The organism is Nonomuraea sp. N2-4H (genome assembly GCF_045291505.1).
Lineage (GTDB): Bacteria > Actinomycetota > Actinomycetes > Streptosporangiales > Streptosporangiaceae > Nonomuraea > Nonomuraea fastidiosa.
The window spans coordinates 2029601-2044623 of sequence record NZ_CP147987.1 but is presented as its reverse complement, the minus strand read 5'-3'; the positions used below and the strand labels follow the sequence as shown (position 1 = coordinate 2044623).

The following is a 15023-nucleotide window of genomic DNA, read 5'->3' as shown; positions in this document are numbered from 1 at the left end:
AAGCGGTGCGGATGGATCGGAGCAGGCTCCACGACGCGGTGCTGGCCGGGGTGGTGGCCGCGGCATCCGTTTCGCTGTTCGTGCTGTACGGGCCCGAGCGGCTGCAGGCCGAGGGGCTGCCGGTGCACGGCATGCGGCCGCCCGACGCGTTCGGGGTGGCGCTGGTGGTGCTGTCGTGCGCGCCCATCGTGGTGCGGCGGCGCTGGCCGCTGAGCGCCCTGTGGGCGGGGCTGGCGCCCGAGGCGCTGCTGAGCGGGCTCGGCTACGGCACGGGCACGGCGAGCCTGTCGGGGATGGTGCTGCTGTACTCGGTGGCCTCGCATCGTGGCCTGGCGATCTCGCTGGTGGCGCTGGCGGTGGCGCTGACCGCGTACCTGACGGGGGCGGCGGCGGGCCCGGTCGGCCCGGTGGGCTGGAACGAGTACGTGATCGTCGTCGTGGTGCTGGTGGCGGTCTGGGGCGCGGGCAGGAGCCTGCGGCTGCGCCGGGCGTACATGGAGGAGCTGAAGGACCGGGCGGCGCGGCTGGAGCGCGCGCACGCGGCCGACACCAGGGCGGCGCGGGCCGAGGAGCGCTCGCGGATCGCCCGCGAGCTGCACGACGTGGTGGCTCACCACGTGAGCGTGATGACGGTGCAGGCCGCGGCGGCGCGGCGGGTGCTGGAGACCGATCCCGAGCTGGCCCGCGAGGCGCTGTCGGCGGTGGAGCACACCGGGCGGCTGGCGATGACGGAGATGCGCAACATCGTGGGCGTGCTGCGCACCGACGGGCAGGCCGAGCTGGGGCCGCAACCGGCCGTGAAGGACCTGCCTGCGCTGGTCGAGCAGATGCGCGAGGCGGGGCTGCCGGTGCGGCTGCAGGTGGAGGGCACGGAGGTGCCGCTGCCCGCGGGGGTGGACCTGGCGGCGTACCGGCTGGTCCAGGAAGGGCTCACCAACAGCCTGCGGCACGCGGGCCCGGGGGCCAAGGCGGTGGTGACGGTCCGCTACCTGCCGGGCGAGCTGGACGTGAGCGTGGAGGACGACGGCGTGGGCGTCAAGGAGGACCAGACGGAGCCTCCGGGGCACGGCTTGGTGGGCATTCGCGAACGTGTCACGCTCTATGGTGGAATCCTCAACATCGGTCCGCTGCCGGGGGGCGGTTTCGAAGTGCGGGCGAGGTTCCCGTTGAAGGACGGCCAATGACGATCAGAGTGCTGCTGGTGGACGACCAGCCGCTGCTGCGCACAGGCTTCCGCCTGATCCTCGAGGCCGAGCCCGACATCACGGTGGTGGGGCAGGCGGGCGACGGCAAGGACGCGCAGGAGCAGTGCCGCGCGCTGCTGCCCGACGTGGTGCTGATGGACATCCGGATGCCGGGGGTCGACGGCATCGAGGCGACCCGCAGGATCGTGCGGGAGGCGGCGCCGGCCGCGCACGTGCCGAAGGTGCTGGTGCTGACCACGTTCGACCTCGACGAGTACATCGTGGAGGCGCTGCGGGCGGGAGCGTCGGGGTTCCTGCTGAAGGACGTGCCGCCCGACGAGCTGGTGCAGGCGATCCGGGTGGTGGCGGCGGGCGACGCCATCGTGGCGCCGAGCGTGACGCGGCGGCTGCTCGACAGGTTCGCCACGAAGCTGCCGCCCGCGTACGAGCAGGCCGCCCCGGCGCGGCTGGACCGGCTGACCGAGCGGGAGCTCGAGGTGATGCGGCTCATCGCCAGGGGCATGTCCAACGCCGAGATCGCGGCCAAGCTCGTGGTGAGCGAGACGACGGTCAAGACGCACGTCGGCAACGTGCTGACGAAGCTGGGGCTGCGCGACCGGGTGCAGGCCGTCGTGCTGGCGTACGAGACGGGCCTGATCACGCCGGGCGCCGGCTCCTGAGCTGAGCGGCGCCCGGCGCGTGCGTGGAGGCCGTCGTCAGCCGGCGGCGGGCGCCGAGGCGGCGGACTCCTCGGGGGCGTTCTCCGGGAAGTGGCAGGCCACCTGGTGGCCGCCGGCCAGCTCCTGCAGCGGCGGCTCGACCTTCTTGCAGATCTCCTGCGCCTTCCAGCAGCGGGTGTGGAAGCGGCAGGCGGGCGGCGGGTTGAGCGGGCTCGGCACGTCGCCGGTGAGCCGGATGCGCTCGCGCTCCTTGCGCGCCTTGGGGTCGGGCACGGGCACGGCCGACAGCAGGGCGTTGGTGTACGGGTGCATCGGCGAGTTGTACAGCCGCTTGCGGTCGGCCACCTCGACGATCTTGCCCAAGTACATGACGGCGACGCGGTCGCTGATGTGCCGCACGACCGACAGGTCGTGGGCGATGACGACATAGGTGAGGTCCAGCTCGCGCTGGAGGTCTTCGAGCAGGTTGACGACCTGGGCCTGGATGGACACGTCGAGCGCGGAGACCGGCTCGTCGGCGATGATCAGCTTGGGCTTGAGCGCGAGCGTACGGGCGATGCCGATGCGCTGACGCTGGCCGCCGGAGAACTCGTGCGGGTAGCGGTTGTAGTGCTCGGGGTTGAGCCCGACCATCTCCAGGATCTCCTGGACGGCCTTCTTGATGCCGTTCTCGGTGCGCACGCCCTGGATGCGGAACGGCGCGCCGACGATGGCGCCGACCGTGTGGCGGGGGTTGAGCGACGAGTACGGGTCCTGGAAGATCATCTGCATGTCGCGCCGGAGCGGCCGGAGCTTGCTCTGGCTCATGTGCGTGATGTCCTGGCCCTCGAAGATCACCTTGCCGCCGGTGGGTTCCAGCAGGCGGGTGACCAGGCGTCCCGTGGTGGACTTGCCGCAGCCGGACTCCCCCACCAGGCCGAGCGTCTCGCCCTTGTACACGTCGAAGCTGATGCCGTCGACCGCCTTGACGGCGCCGACCTGCCTTTTGAACAGGCCCTTGGTCACGGGGAAGTGCTTCTCCATGTTCTGCACGGAAAGAAGCAGCTCGTTGTCGCTCACTGGGTCTCCAGCACTGGCTTGATCTCGTTGGCCCACAGGCTCTGCCGCTCGTCCCTGCTCATGTGGCAGCGCACCAGGTGGCCGCCCTCGGTCTCGGCGAGGGCCGGCACCTCGGTCGTGGCCTTGCCCTTGGTGCGCTCGGCGTACGGGCAGCGCGGGTGGAAGGCGCAGCCCGGCGGCACGTTGATCAGGGACGGCGGCGAGCCCTTGATCGGCAGCAGCCGCTCGGTGGGCTCGCGGTCGAGACGCGGCATGGAGCCCAGCAGGCCCCAGGTGTAGGGGTGCTCGGGGCGGTAGAAGATGTCTTCGGTGCTGCCGTACTCGACGCACTTGCCGGCGTACATGACGAGGATGTCGTCCGACAGCTCGGCGACCACGCCCAGGTCGTGGGTGATGACGATGAGCGCGGAGTTGAACTCGCGCTGCAGGTCGCGCATCAGGTCGAGGATCTGCGCCTGGACGGTCACGTCGAGCGCGGTGGTCGGCTCGTCGGCGATGAGCAGCTCGGGGTCGCACGACAGCGCCATGGCGATCATGGCGCGCTGGCGCATGCCGCCGGAGAACTCGTGCGGGTAGCTGTCGACGCGCTTGGCCGGCTCGGGGATGCCGACGCGGCCGAGCATGTCGATGGCGTGCTTGCGGGCGACCTGCTTGGAGACGTCGTTGTGGATCCGGTACGCCTCGATGATCTGGTCGCCGACGGTGTAGAAGGGGTGCATCGACGACAGCGGATCCTGGAAGATCATCGCCATCTTCTTGCCGCGCAGCCGGCGCACGTGCTCGGCGGAGGCGCCGATCAGCTCCTCGCCGTCGAGCCAGATCTCGCCGGAGATGCGGGCCCTGCCGCCCTTGTGCAGGCCGAGGATGCCGAGGCTGGTCACGCTCTTGCCGGAGCCGGACTCGCCGACGATGCCGAGGGTCTTGCCCCGCTCGACGCTGAACGACAGCCCGTCGACGGAGCGGACGAGACCGTCGTCGGTCGGGAAGTGGATCTTCAGATCCTTGACGTCAAGGAAGCTCATGCCAACCTCACCCTCGGGTCGACCACGGCGTACAGCAGGTCGACGACCAAGCTCGCGACCACCACGAAACCCGCGGCGACGAGCACGACACCCATGACCTGCGGCAGGTCCTGGTTCCTGATCGCCAGGATGGCGAACTGGCCGAGCCCGGGCAGAGTATAGGTGGTCTCGGTGAGGACGGCGCCGCCGATGAGCAGGCCGAAGTCGATGCCGAAGAGGGTCAGGATCGGGGTGAGCGCGGCGCGCAGGCCGTGCTTGACCACCACCTGGTTCTCCCGCAGGCCCTTGGCTCTCGCGGTGCGGATGTAGTCCTCGCCCATCGTCTCCAGCATGCCCGCCCGGGTCAGCCGCGCGTACGTGGCGGCGAACAGGAACGCCAGCGTGATCCACGGAAGCAGCAGGTTGTAGGCCCACTGCGCCGGGTTCTCGGTGAAGTCCGTCCACGCGCCGCCCGGCGGCGTCCAGCCGAGGCCGTAGCTGAAGACGACCAGGGAGATCATGCCGGTGAAGAAGATGGGCAGCGAGACGCCCGCCAGGGCGGTGCCCATGGAGAGCCGGTCGAAGAAGCTGCCTCTGCGCAGCGCCGACAGCACGCCGACGCTGACGCCGCCCACGACCCACAGCAGGGCCGCGCCGATGGCCAGCGAGAAGGTGACCGGCATGCGGTCGAGCAGGTCGGGCCAGACCGGCTGGCCGCTGATGAAGGAGTAGCCGAAGCAGGGCGCGGGGCACTGCTCGACGCCCGCACCGTAGTCGTACTCGGCACCGGCGACCAGGCCCTTGACGAACCTGCCGTACTGCACGACCACCGGGTCGTAGAAGCCGAGCCGCTCGGCCACCAGGTGGACGGTCTCCGGCGTGGCCGCCCGCCCGACGTACCGCGACGCGAGGGCCTCGGGTGTCGCCCCGGCCCACTGCGGCACGACGAAGAAGATGCCGAACGTGACCATGCTGATCAGGATGAGCATGGCGATCGCGCCGATCAGACGCCTGATGATGTATGTGACCACCGCTACCGGCCGAGTGGCCCGCCCGCGCTGGCGGGCGGGCCACTCCTGCCTTCACCTGCCTTCGTTAGATCCCCGAACCTCGCCTGGTCACTCGACGCCGAGCAAGATGTAGTCGTACATGCTCTGGCCTTCGTTGTAGGCGATGTTCGTCACGCCTTCACCGCGCAGGAGCAGGGACTTGGCCCACACCACGGGCAGGATGGACGCGTCCTCCATGACCTTCTTGTCCACCTCGACCCACAGCTTGCCGCGGGCGGTCGCGTCCAGCTCCGCGGAGGCCTGGTCGATCAGCTTGTCGACCTCCTCGTTCTTGACGCTGAGGTTATAGTTGCCGGCCTTGCGAATGGTGCGGCTGTCGACGATCGCCTGCATGAAGCCGTAGCCGTCGGGCCAGTCGGCACCCCAGCCGTGGGTGGCCAGGCCGATGCCGTTCTTCTTGACGTAGTCGACGTTGCCTGCGTAGTCGGAGAAGTAGCTGGAGGCCGGGAAGCCCTTGAGGGTGAGCTTGATGCCGACCCGGGCCAGGGCCTGCTGCATGGCCTCGGCGAGCGCCTTCTCACGCGGGCGGTCCGAGCGGTACGTCATGGTGGTGGAGAAGCCGTTCGGCTGGCCGCAGGCGGCGAGGGCCTGCTTGGCCTTCTCGACGTCGCCCTTGTTGTCGGGGCTGGCGTACAGGTCGAACTTCTCCTGGCCGACGATGGGCGGCGGCATCACGTTGGTGGCGATGTCGCCACCGGCGAGCGGGCCGCCGTAGGCGGTCTGGTTGGCGACGCGGTCGGCGGCGAACATGACGGCCTTGCGGCACTCGACGTTGTCGAGCGGCGCCGTGTCGGGGATGACCGAGACGTACCAGAGCCTGGGGATCGTCGGGTTGTCCGTACGGGCCTTGAGCTGCGGGTCCGGCAGCACCTTGCCGAGCGCGGCGGGCTGCAAGCCGGTGCCGGGGATGTCGAGGTGGATGTCACCGGCGATGAGCTGGTTGTCCAGGTCGTCGGCGTTGACGTTGAGCTGCACCTCGATGCGGTCCGGCAGGGCGGGCCTGATCGGGTCGGTCGCCGGGTCCCACTGGTCGTTGCGGACCAGGGTGAAGCGCTTGCCGATCTCGTTGGTCTCGAACTTGTACGGGCCCGAGGAGATCACGTGCTCCTTGTACTTGGCGCCCGTGTCCTTGTCCTTCGGCACCGGAGCCGTCATCGGCATCTGGACGATGTAGTCCATCGACGCGAACGGCTTCTTCAGGTGGAAGACGACCGTGGTGTCGTCGGGCGCCTCGACGGCGGAGCTGTAGTCGACGTCGGGGGTCTTGTAGACGCCCTTGAAGTCCTTCGGCCAGTCGAGCAGCTCGTTGAGGTAGGAGGGGCCGTGCGGGAAGGTCTCCTTGTCGAAGGAGCGCGCCACCGCGTAGGCCACGTCCTTGGCGGTGATCGGCGTGCCGTCCTCGAACTTCAGCCCGCTCCTGAGCTTGTACGTCCAGGTCTTGCCGTCGTCGCTGGGCTGGCCGAGCCCTTCGGCCAGGTCGGGGACGACGGTGTTGCCCTCGGGGCCGGGGCCCGGCTTGTACGTCGTCAGCGTCCGCCAGTAGAAGCGGCCGAAGTTGAACGAGTAGCCGTAGTAGGTGTCGCCCGGGTCGAGGCTGTCCCAGTCGGATGAGTGGGCCGCCTTGAGCGTCCCGCCCTTCTTGGTGGACGGGTTGTAGACCTGGGTCAGAGCGGCGTTGAACGCGGGTTGCGCGGCACCGCCAGAGGCCGACTGGGCGGGCTGGGAGGCGTTGCCACCTCCGCCGCCGCAGGCGGAGAGCACCAGGGCGGCCGCTGTCGCGGCTCCGGCCAGTGCGTGTTTCCTTCTCATTGACTAACCCCTTGGTGAGTGAGATGCGGGGGATGAAGCGTTGGCGGAACTCAGTGCGCCCGAGGGTCGAAGGCGTCCCGCAGCCCGTCGCCGAACAGGTTGAACGCCAAGACCGTAATGAAGATCGCCAGCCCCGGGAAGAGCACGAAGTGGGGCAGTGTGTAGAAGCGGACCGCCTCGGAGAGCATGCCACCCCACGTCGGGGTGGGCGGGTTGATGCCGACGCCCAGGAACGACAGCGCGGCCTCGAAGAGGATGTTGGTCGGGATGAGCAGGGTCGCGTAGACCAGGATGGGCGCCATCAGGTTCGGCAGCACCTCGCGGAAGAGGATGTAGCCGTGGCGCGCGCCGAGGCTCTTGGCCGCGTCGACGAACTCCCGCTCGCGCAGTGACAGCGTCTGGCCGCGGACGATGCGGCCGATGCTGGGCCAGCTGAAGAAGCCGATGATGAAGATCAGCATGGCGATGCGCAGCCCGTTGCCCTCCAGTCCGAATCCCTTGTCGGGGATGACGCCGGCCAGCGCGATGGCGAAGACCAGCAGCGGGAAGGCGAGGAAGACGTCCATGAGACGGCCGATGATCTGGTCGACCCAGCCGCCGAAGTATCCGGCGATGACGCCGAGCGTGGTGCCGATGATCACCGACAGCATGGTGGCGAGGAAGCCGATGAGCAGCGAGATCCAGGCGCCTGCGACGATGCGGCTGAAGATGTCGCGGCCGTTGACCGGCTCGACGCCGAGCAGGTATTCGCTGCTCATGCCGCCGAACGCGCCCTTGGGCAGGAGCGTGTTGGGGTCGATCTGGTCCTGGTGGAACTCCAGGGGCGGGTGGCCGAACGCGCTGATGATCGGCCCTTGGAAGATCGCGACAAGGATCAGCAGGATGACGACGATGCCGCCGCCGAGCGCGACCTTGTCACGGCGCAGCCGCATCCAGGCGATCCGGGTGAGAGAACGGCCCTGGATGGACTTGCCCGCTCCGGTGAGCACAGCCTCCGGGTTCGCCTCGGCTGTGGAACCGGGAACGTCAAGCGGTGCGGTCATTCCGTAATGCCCCCTGCTGACAAGACGACGCAGTCTCTGCGTAGTGAACTACAGACCGCATGACGCGACCTCAGGAGGCAGAATCTATGGCCTGAGCTGCGCTGACTAGTCCCTCCAGACGCGATGTGGCTAATCTGTGATTGTTGCGAAACTCATTCGTATCGATCTTGAACCGAATGTCTAGAGCGCGTTCCGGTTAAGTCTCGGAACCGTGACATAGCCGCGCGGCGCGCCGGCTTCAGCTGATTCCGCGCCGCTTCAGCAGCTCCTCGATGTCGGAGAAGTCGTCGTCGGCGGAGCTCGTCTTCTTGGGGCTCACGGCGGGCTGCGGCTTGGCGGCCGCGGTGGCCTGCTGGGCGGGCCGCGTGGCCGTCGCGGCGGCTCCTGCCTGCGGAGACTCGCCGCCCTGCTTCTTGCGGGCCCCTGCCAGCTTCCTGCCGCGCATCACGCCCGACACCACGAACAGCACCGCCGACAGCCCGGCCAGCGCCACGCCCGCCCACACCGAGGGGTTGAACACCAGGCCGGTCACGAAGCGCACCGCGGTGGTGCCGATCGTCCACAGGGACTGCAACGCGTCGGTGAGGTAGGCGGCCATCGGCAGCAGCGCCCACGCCGTCACGCGCAGGCCGGCGGCCGCGCCTCTGCGGCGGAACGCCAGGAAGGCCAGCACCAGCCCGGCGATGGTCACTCCTGCGCACAGCGGCAGCCAGGCGATCGCGTTGAAGGTCTCCATGTCAGACGTCCCCTAGTCCGTGGCTCGTGCTTTCCATCCTGGCACGCGGAGGCGTTCCCGCCTCCTCCGCGAGAACCACTTCTCCCCTAGGGGAACGTCCCTATGACCCCAGAAGTGCCCTGAGGTCCGCGACCCCGACGCGGGTCAGGGACGGCACGACGAGCCGCCCGGGGGCCTCCTCGACGGGCACCAGGCTCGGCACGGCCACCACGGCGCAGCCGGCGGCCGTGGCCGCGGCCACGCCGTTGGGCGAGTCCTCCAGCACGACGCAGCGCGCCGACTCGACGCCGAGCCGCCGGGCCGCCGTCAGGTAGGGCTCGGGGTCCGGCTTGGTACGGGTGACGTCGTCGGCGGTCACGACGAGGTCGAAGCGTTCCCTGCCCACGCTCTTGAGCACGGCGTCGGCGATCGGCCGGACCGACGAGGTGACCAGTCCCACCGGCACGCCCTCGTCGCGCAGCGCGTCGAGCAGCTCGGAGGCGCCGGGCATGACGGGGACGCCGTCCTGGAGCCTGGCCACCATGCCGTCGGTCATCCACGCGCGGATGCTCTCCGGCGGCACGTCGGCGCCCGAGACGGCCAGCATGTAGTCGACGGTGCGCTCCATGGAGCCGCCCACCAGGTTGGCCTGGTGCTCGGGCGTCCAGGCGGCGCCGAGCCTGGCCATCACCCCGGTCTCGATCTCCAGCCAGACGCGTTCGCTGTCCACCAGCAGGCCGTCCATGTCGAAGAAGACGGCGTCCATGTATCGCTCCCCGATCGGTTGGCGGTTCGTGCCGTGACGTCGCTGACCTGCCGCCCTGCGCGCACGGCGAACCGCCCGATGCCGGCGCGGGGCGGGACCGGGCGGTCAGACGTTGAAGTATTTCGCCTCAGGGTGGTGGGCGACGAGCGCCGAGGTGGCCTGCTCGGGGTGGAGCTGGAACTCCTCCGACAGCGTCACGCCGATGCGCTCGGGGCCGAGCAGCTCGAACAGCTGCTTCTGGTCCTCCAGGTTCGGGCAGGCCGGGTAGCCGAACGAGTAGCGGCAGCCCTGGATGTTGACCTTGAGCATGTCGTCGAGCGACTCGTCGCCGCCGATGCCGAGCTCGGCGCGCACCCGGGCGTGCCAGTATTCGGCCAGCGCCTCGGTGAGCTGCACCGACAGGCCGTGCAGCTCGAGGTAGTCGCGGTAGGCGTCTTTGGCGAACAGCTCGGCCGTGGCCTGGCTGATCTTCGCGCCCATGGTGACGACCTGGAAGCCGACGACGTCGGTCTCGCCGCTGTCCTTGGGGCGGAAGAAGTCGGACAGGCACAGGTGGCGGTCGCGGCGCTGGCGCGGGAACGTGAAGCGGGTGCGCTCGCCGCCGGACTCGTCGAGGATGATCAGCGAGTCGCCCTCGGAGACGCACGGGAAGTAGCCGTAGACGACGGCCGCCTCCAGCAGCCCCTCGGTCTGGATGCGGTCGAGCCACATGCGCAGCCGCGGCCGGCCCTCGGTCTCGACCAGCTCCTCGTAGCCGGGCCCTTCGCCGCCCCTGGTGGGCTTGAGCCCCCACTGGCCGAGGAACAGGGCGCGCTCGTCGAGGAAGGCGGCGTAGTCGGCCAGCGAGATGCCCTTAACGACGCGGTCGCCGTGGAAGGGCGCCTTCGGCACCCGGTTGTCGGTGGCGACGTCGGAGCGGGCCGGCAGCTCCTCGACGGGCGTGCGGACGAGCGTGGCGCCGGTCTTGACGCGCCGCTCGCGCAGCGGCGGCAGCGTCGCGCCCTCCTCGCCGCGCTTGACCGCCATGAACGCGTCCATCAGCCGCAGCCCCTCGAACGCGTCGCGGGCGTAGCGCACCTCGCCCTCGAACAGCTCGGCGAGGTCCTGCTCGACGTAGGCGCGGGTCAGGGCGGCGCCGCCGAGCAGCACGGGGTAGCGCTGGGCGAGGCCCCTGGAGTTCATCTCCTCCAGGTTCTCCTTCATGATGACCGTCGACTTGACCAGCAGGCCGGACATGCCGATGACGTCGGCCTTGTGCTCGTCGGCGGCCTCGAGGATGGCCGAGACCGGCTGTTTGATGCCGAGGTTGACCACGTGGTAGCCGTTGTTGGACAGGATGATGTCGACGAGGTTCTTGCCGATGTCGTGCACGTCGCCCTTGACGGTGGCGAGCACGATGCGGCCCTTGGTCTCGCCCTCGACGCGGTCCATGTGGGGCTCGAGGTAGGCGACGGCGGCCTTCATCACCTCGGCCGACTGGAGCACGAACGGCAGCTGCATCTGCCCGGAGCCGAACAGGTCGCCGACCGTCTTCATGCCGTCGAGCAGCACGTCGTTGATGATCTCCAGGGCGGGCCGCTGGCCGAGCGCGTCGTCGAGGTCGGCCTCCAGTCCCTTGCGCTCGCCGTCGATGATGCGGCGCTTGAGCCGCTCCCACAGCGGCAGCGCGGCCAGCTCCTCGGCCTTGCCCGCGCGCATGGCGGCGGCGTCGACGCCCTCGAACAGCTCCATGAACCGCTGCAGCGGGTCGTAGCCCTCGCGGCGGCGGTCGTAGACCATGTCGAGCGCGACCTGGCGCTGCTCGTCGGGGATGCGCGCCATCGGCAGGATCTTCGAGGCGTGGACGATGGCCGAGTCGAGGCCCGCGTTGACGCACTCGTTGAGGAACACCGAGTTGAGCACCATGCGGGCGGCCGGGTTGAGGCCGAAGCTGATGTTGGAGACGCCGAGCGTGGTCTGTACGCCGGGGTAGCGGCGCTTGAGCTCGCGGATCGCCTCGATGGTCTCCAGGCCGTCGCGCCTGGTCTCCTCCTGGCCGGTGGCGATGGGGAAGGTCAGGCAGTCGACGATGACGTCTTCGACCCGCATGCCCCAGTTGGTGGTGAGGTCTTCGATCAGCCGGGTGGCCACGCGCAGCTTGTGCTCGGCGGTGCGGGCCTGGCCCTCCTCGTCGATGGTGAGGGCGACCACGGCGGCGCCGTGCTCGCGCACCAGGCGCATGATCTTCTGGAAGCGGGAGTCGGGGCCGTCGCCGTCCTCGTAGTTGACGGAGTTGACGGCGGCGCGCCCGCCCAGCATCTCCAGGCCGGCCTGCAGCACCGCCGGCTCGGTGGAGTCGAGCATGATCGGCAGTGTGGAGGCGGTGGCGAAGCGGAAGGCGAGCTCCTTCATGTCGGCGACGCCGTCGCGGCCGACGTAGTCGACGCACAGGTCGAGCATGTGGGCGCCGCCGCGCGCCTGCTCGCGCGCCATCTCGACGCAGTCGTCCCAGCGGCCCTCCAGCATGGCCTCGCGGAACGCCTTGGAGCCGTTGGTGTTGCAGCGCTCGCCGATGGCGAGGTAGGAGGTGTCCTGCCGGAACGGGACGGTCTGGTAGAGCGAGGAGGCGCCCGGCTCGGGGCGGGGGCGGCGGGCGACGGGCTGCCTGCCGCGCACCTTCTCGACCACCTGGCGCAGGTGCTCGGGCGTGGTGCCGCAGCAGCCGCCGACCAGGGACAGGCCGTAGTCGCGGGTGAAGGAGTCGTGGGCGTCGGCCAGCTCCTGCGCCGTCAGCGGGTAGTGGGCGCCGTCGGCGGTCAGCACGGGCAGGCCGGCGTTGGGCATGCAGGACAGCTTGAGCCGCGAGTGGCGGGCGAGGTAGCGCAGGTGCTCGCTCATCTCGGCGGGACCGGTCGCGCAGTTGAGGCCCACGACGTCGACGCCGAGCGGCTCGATGGCGGTGAGCGCCGCGCCGATCTCGGAGCCGAGCAGCATGGCGCCGTTGGTCTCGATGGTGACCTGGGCGATGATCGGGATGTCGCGGCCCGCCGCCTCGATGGCCCGCTTGGCGCCGACGACGGCGGCCTTGACCTGGAGCAGGTCCTGGCAGGTCTCGATGATCAGCGCGTCGGCGCCGCCCGCGATCAGGCCGGCGGCGTTGTCGCGGTAGGCGTCGCGCAGGCTCGCGTACGGCAGGTGGCCGAGCGTCGGCAGCTTGGTGCCTGGGCCCATGGAGCCGAGCACGAAACGCGGCTGGTCGGGCGTGGACCAGTGGTCGGCGGCCTCGCGGGCGATGCGGGCGCCGGCCTCGGAGAGCTCGTAGACGCGGTCGGCGATGTCGTATTCGCCGAGCGCGGCGAGGTTGGCGCCGAAGGTGTTGGTCTCGACGCAGTCGACACCGACGGCGAAGTAGGCGTCGTGGACGCCGCGCACGATGTCGGGCCGGGTGACGTTGAGCACCTCGTTGCAGCCCTCGTGACCATGGAAGTCGTCGAGCGTGGGGTCCTGCGCCTGGAGCATCGTGCCCATAGCCCCGTCGGCCACGATGACGCGCTGGGACAACACTTCTCGAAAGGACGGGGAGATGCTCATGAGGTTCAGCTTATCGGGTGCGCCTCGAGCGCCGGTCGTGCGCCGTTTCCGCGCGTCGTAAGCGGCCTGAACTCGGGGTTTTCGGGGTGTTTGCGATGCGCTCGGTTTTATTCCCGATTTCGGGTGAATGGGGATGGGGTGCGCCCGTCGAGTTCGCGGGTCGCGAACGTGCGGCGCCCGCCCGCGCGCTCCGCACGCCCGCGCGCGAGGCCGCACGCGGGCCGCGCGCGAGCGTCCCGCGCCCGGCGGAAGGGCCTTCGACCTGGGGTTGCGCGTGCCGATCCGGCCCGTGGCGCCGCCGGACCCGGCACGCGCCCGCCACCCGGCCGTCACGTGGGCGAACGGGGCAGCGCGGCATTCGGGGGGAGATCGGTGACGGCGATGCCTCCTCACGGCATAGGCTTAGCGGGACGAAGGAGAGTGGAGGCGACACGTGATAGAGCTCGAAGGGCTCCCCGAGCTCGTCGACCCGGTGCTCATTGCCGCGTTCGAGGGCTGGAACGACGCGGGTGAGGCTTCCAGCGGCGTGATCGCCCATCTCGAGTCCGCCTGGAAGGCCGAGCCGCTGGTCGCGCTCGACCCGGACGACTACTACGACTTCCAGGTGACCAGGCCCGTGGTGGAGATGAGCGACGGGCTCACGCAGTCCATCGTGTGGCCCACGACGCGGCTGCTGCGCGCCAGGCCGCCGGGCGTCGAGCGCGACGTCGTGCTGCTGCGCGGCATCGAGCCCAACATGCGCTGGCGCTCGTTCTGCGACGACATCATCTACGTCTGCCGTGAGCTGGGCATCGAGCTGGCGGTCATGCTCGGCGCCCTGCTCAACGACTCCCCGCACACCCGCCCCGTGCCGATTCTCGGCGGCGCGACCAGCGAGGGGCTGGCCCGCTCGACCGGCCTGGAGCTGAGCCGCTACGAGGGCCCGACCGGCATCGTGGGCGTGCTGCAGCACGCGTTCGGCAAGGCCGGGCTCGATGCGATCTCGCTGTGGGCGTCGGTGCCCCACTACGTCGCGCAGCCGCCCAACCCGAAGGCGACGCTGGCGCTGCTGCGCCGTCTCGAGGACGTCCTCGACATCCCCATGCCGCTCGGCGACCTCGACGAGGAGGCCAGGGCGTGGGAGCGCGGCGTGGACGAGCTGGCCGCGCAGGACAGCGAGGTCGCCGAATACGTCAAGGAGCTGGAGGAGCGCAAGGACGCCGCGGAGCTGCCCGAGGCCAGCGGCGATGCGATCGCGGCCGAGTTCGAGCGCTACCTGCGACGTAGAGATCGCGACACGGACAGCTAACCCTGACGTATTAAATCCGCCAATTTTTCGCGGTTTCGAGTAATAATCGGGGTTCACCAGATCCCGACAGGCCGGGACTCCAGATTCACGCCGGACGGAGACCGTCCGGCTTCGCACGTGATGCCTACATCCACCGACCGCGCACGTTAGGCATGCCATGGCGACATCCCACGTAGACCCGCACCATAGGAGTCAGGACACCAGGCGGCGCGTCCTCGAGATGGCCGTCTCGCTCAGGGAGGACCGTGCCGGCGGCTCGGTGGATTACTTCCTGGCGCTGCTCCAGGACCGGCTCCCGCTCTGGCTGAGCATCCTGCACAACCTGACGCACCGCGCAGGGAAGGGGTCCGTGTCGGACAACCTCCACCCGGTCGCGCGTGCGGGCATCGACTACTACATCGATGTCCAGGGCGCGGCGCTGCCCGCCTTCACCTCCCCCGACGTCACCGTACGCTTCCGCCGGGCCATCAAGGAGGCGGGGCTCGGGCCGCGCACCGAGATCGCACCGCTGGCCGGCTATCTGGCGGACGAACAGCGGCTGGGCCGGGTCAGGGCCGACGCCGACCCGGAGGCCAGCGCACGCCTGATGGTCGCGGGCTGCTTCCACCGGGCCTTCATCGAGATGTTCGTCGGCTGCGACGACGCGCCGTCACGGGACGCGAGCGCCCGCGAGATCGTCCGCGAACTGCGCCTCGACCCCGCCTGATCCCTGGCACCCGGCCATCGGCGGCCGAGCCCGGCGGCGGCTCCCGGCACCGCCCGATCCGCGGCGTCCGATGCCCGGCGCGGCCTGATCCCCCGCTGCCGCCGGCGTCACGCCTGATCGCGGCAGGCCCCT

The 15023-nt window shown here is 69.9% G+C and carries 12 protein-coding genes; 4 read left to right on the top strand and 8 right to left on the bottom strand.

The annotated features are described in order from the left end of the window. Positions 1-11: 11 nt before the first annotated feature. Both WBK31_RS09275 and WBK31_RS09270 read left to right on the top strand, forming a co-directional pair. The gene (locus tag WBK31_RS09275; RefSeq protein WP_364065944.1) at positions 12-1184 is read left to right on the top strand and encodes a sensor histidine kinase; all 1173 of its coding nucleotides are present in this window, start codon (positions 12-14) and stop codon (positions 1182-1184) included. Then, the gene (locus WBK31_RS09270) at positions 1181-1864 is read left to right on the top strand and encodes a response regulator transcription factor (RefSeq protein WP_364065417.1); all 684 of its coding nucleotides are present in this window, start codon (positions 1181-1183) and stop codon (positions 1862-1864) included. Before WBK31_RS09275 ends, WBK31_RS09270 begins: the two co-directional genes overlap by 4 nt. A 36-nt stretch (positions 1865-1900) precedes the next feature. On the opposite strand, the gene WBK31_RS09265 is transcribed toward WBK31_RS09270, so the two are convergent. The 8 genes from WBK31_RS09265 to metH all read right to left on the bottom strand — a co-directional run bounded on the left by WBK31_RS09265 (position 1901) and on the right by metH (position 12897). Beyond that, on the bottom strand, positions 1901-2887 hold the full coding sequence (locus WBK31_RS09265) for an ABC transporter ATP-binding protein (protein WP_378790272.1): 987 nt from the start codon (positions 2885-2887) through the stop codon (positions 1901-1903). 32 nt (positions 2888-2919) lie between these two features. Further along, positions 2920-3945 carry an ABC transporter ATP-binding protein gene (locus WBK31_RS09260; protein ID WP_364065420.1) on the bottom strand — a complete coding sequence of 342 codons (1026 nt, stop codon included), beginning with the start codon at positions 3943-3945 and terminating at the stop codon, positions 2920-2922. Continuing rightward, positions 3942-4955, bottom strand: a complete 1014-nt coding sequence (locus WBK31_RS09255; RefSeq protein WP_364065422.1) for an ABC transporter permease — start codon at positions 4953-4955, stop codon at positions 3942-3944. Before WBK31_RS09255 ends, WBK31_RS09260 begins: the two co-directional genes overlap by 4 nt. An 87-nt stretch (positions 4956-5042) precedes the next feature. After that, complete coding sequence (locus tag WBK31_RS09250; protein WP_364065425.1) at positions 5043-6803, bottom strand: ABC transporter substrate-binding protein; 1761 nt, start codon at positions 6801-6803, stop codon at positions 5043-5045. Positions 6804-6853: 50 nt separating this feature from the next. Then, positions 6854-7846: an ABC transporter permease gene (locus tag WBK31_RS09245; RefSeq protein ID WP_364065427.1), complete on the bottom strand. Its 993-nt coding sequence runs from the start codon at positions 7844-7846 to the stop codon at positions 6854-6856. A gap of 238 nt (positions 7847-8084) precedes the next feature. Further along, on the bottom strand, positions 8085-8582 hold the full coding sequence (locus WBK31_RS09240; RefSeq protein WP_364065430.1) for a cellulose synthase: 498 nt from the start codon (positions 8580-8582) through the stop codon (positions 8085-8087). A gap of 100 nt (positions 8583-8682) precedes the next feature. Beyond that, positions 8683-9327 carry an HAD family hydrolase gene (locus tag WBK31_RS09235; protein ID WP_406674635.1) on the bottom strand — a complete coding sequence of 215 codons (645 nt, stop codon included), beginning with the start codon at positions 9325-9327 and terminating at the stop codon, positions 8683-8685. Between the two features lie 105 nt (positions 9328-9432). Then, complete coding sequence (gene metH, locus WBK31_RS09230; RefSeq protein WP_364065433.1) at positions 9433-12897, bottom strand: methionine synthase; 3465 nt, start codon at positions 12895-12897, stop codon at positions 9433-9435. 433 nt (positions 12898-13330) lie between these two features. Between metH and WBK31_RS09225 the strand changes: the two genes are divergently transcribed. Then, positions 13331-14185 (top strand): PAC2 family protein, encoded by an 855-nt coding sequence (locus WBK31_RS09225; protein WP_364065436.1) that lies wholly within the window; start codon positions 13331-13333, stop codon positions 14183-14185. Between the two features lie 220 nt (positions 14186-14405). Beyond that, positions 14406-14891 (top strand): TetR/AcrR family transcriptional regulator C-terminal domain-containing protein, encoded by a 486-nt coding sequence (locus WBK31_RS09220; RefSeq protein WP_364065439.1) that lies wholly within the window; start codon positions 14406-14408, stop codon positions 14889-14891. The last annotated feature ends 132 nt before the right edge of the window (positions 14892-15023 follow it).

Coding starts and splice junctions, on each gene's coding strand:
- WBK31_RS09275 (WP_364065944.1), top strand. CDS start 12: ATGGATCGGAGCAGGCTCCACGACGCGGTGCTGGCCGGGGTGGTGGCC.
- WBK31_RS09270 (WP_364065417.1), top strand. CDS start 1,181: ATGACGATCAGAGTGCTGCTGGTGGACGACCAGCCGCTGCTGCGCACA.
- WBK31_RS09265 (WP_378790272.1), bottom strand. CDS start 2,887: ATGGAGAAGCACTTCCCCGTGACCAAGGGCCTGTTCAAAAGGCAGGTC.
- WBK31_RS09260 (WP_364065420.1), bottom strand. CDS start 3,945: ATGAGCTTCCTTGACGTCAAGGATCTGAAGATCCACTTCCCGACCGAC.
- WBK31_RS09250 (WP_364065425.1), bottom strand. CDS start 6,803: ATGAGAAGGAAACACGCACTGGCCGGAGCCGCGACAGCGGCCGCCCTG.
- WBK31_RS09245 (WP_364065427.1), bottom strand. CDS start 7,846: ATGACCGCACCGCTTGACGTTCCCGGTTCCACAGCCGAGGCGAACCCG.
- WBK31_RS09240 (WP_364065430.1), bottom strand. CDS start 8,582: ATGGAGACCTTCAACGCGATCGCCTGGCTGCCGCTGTGCGCAGGAGTG.
- WBK31_RS09235 (WP_406674635.1), bottom strand. CDS start 9,327: ATGGACGCCGTCTTCTTCGACATGGACGGCCTGCTGGTGGACAGCGAA.
- metH (WP_364065433.1), bottom strand. CDS start 12,897: ATGAGCATCTCCCCGTCCTTTCGAGAAGTGTTGTCCCAGCGCGTCATC.
- WBK31_RS09220 (WP_364065439.1), top strand. CDS start 14,406: ATGGCCGTCTCGCTCAGGGAGGACCGTGCCGGCGGCTCGGTGGATTAC.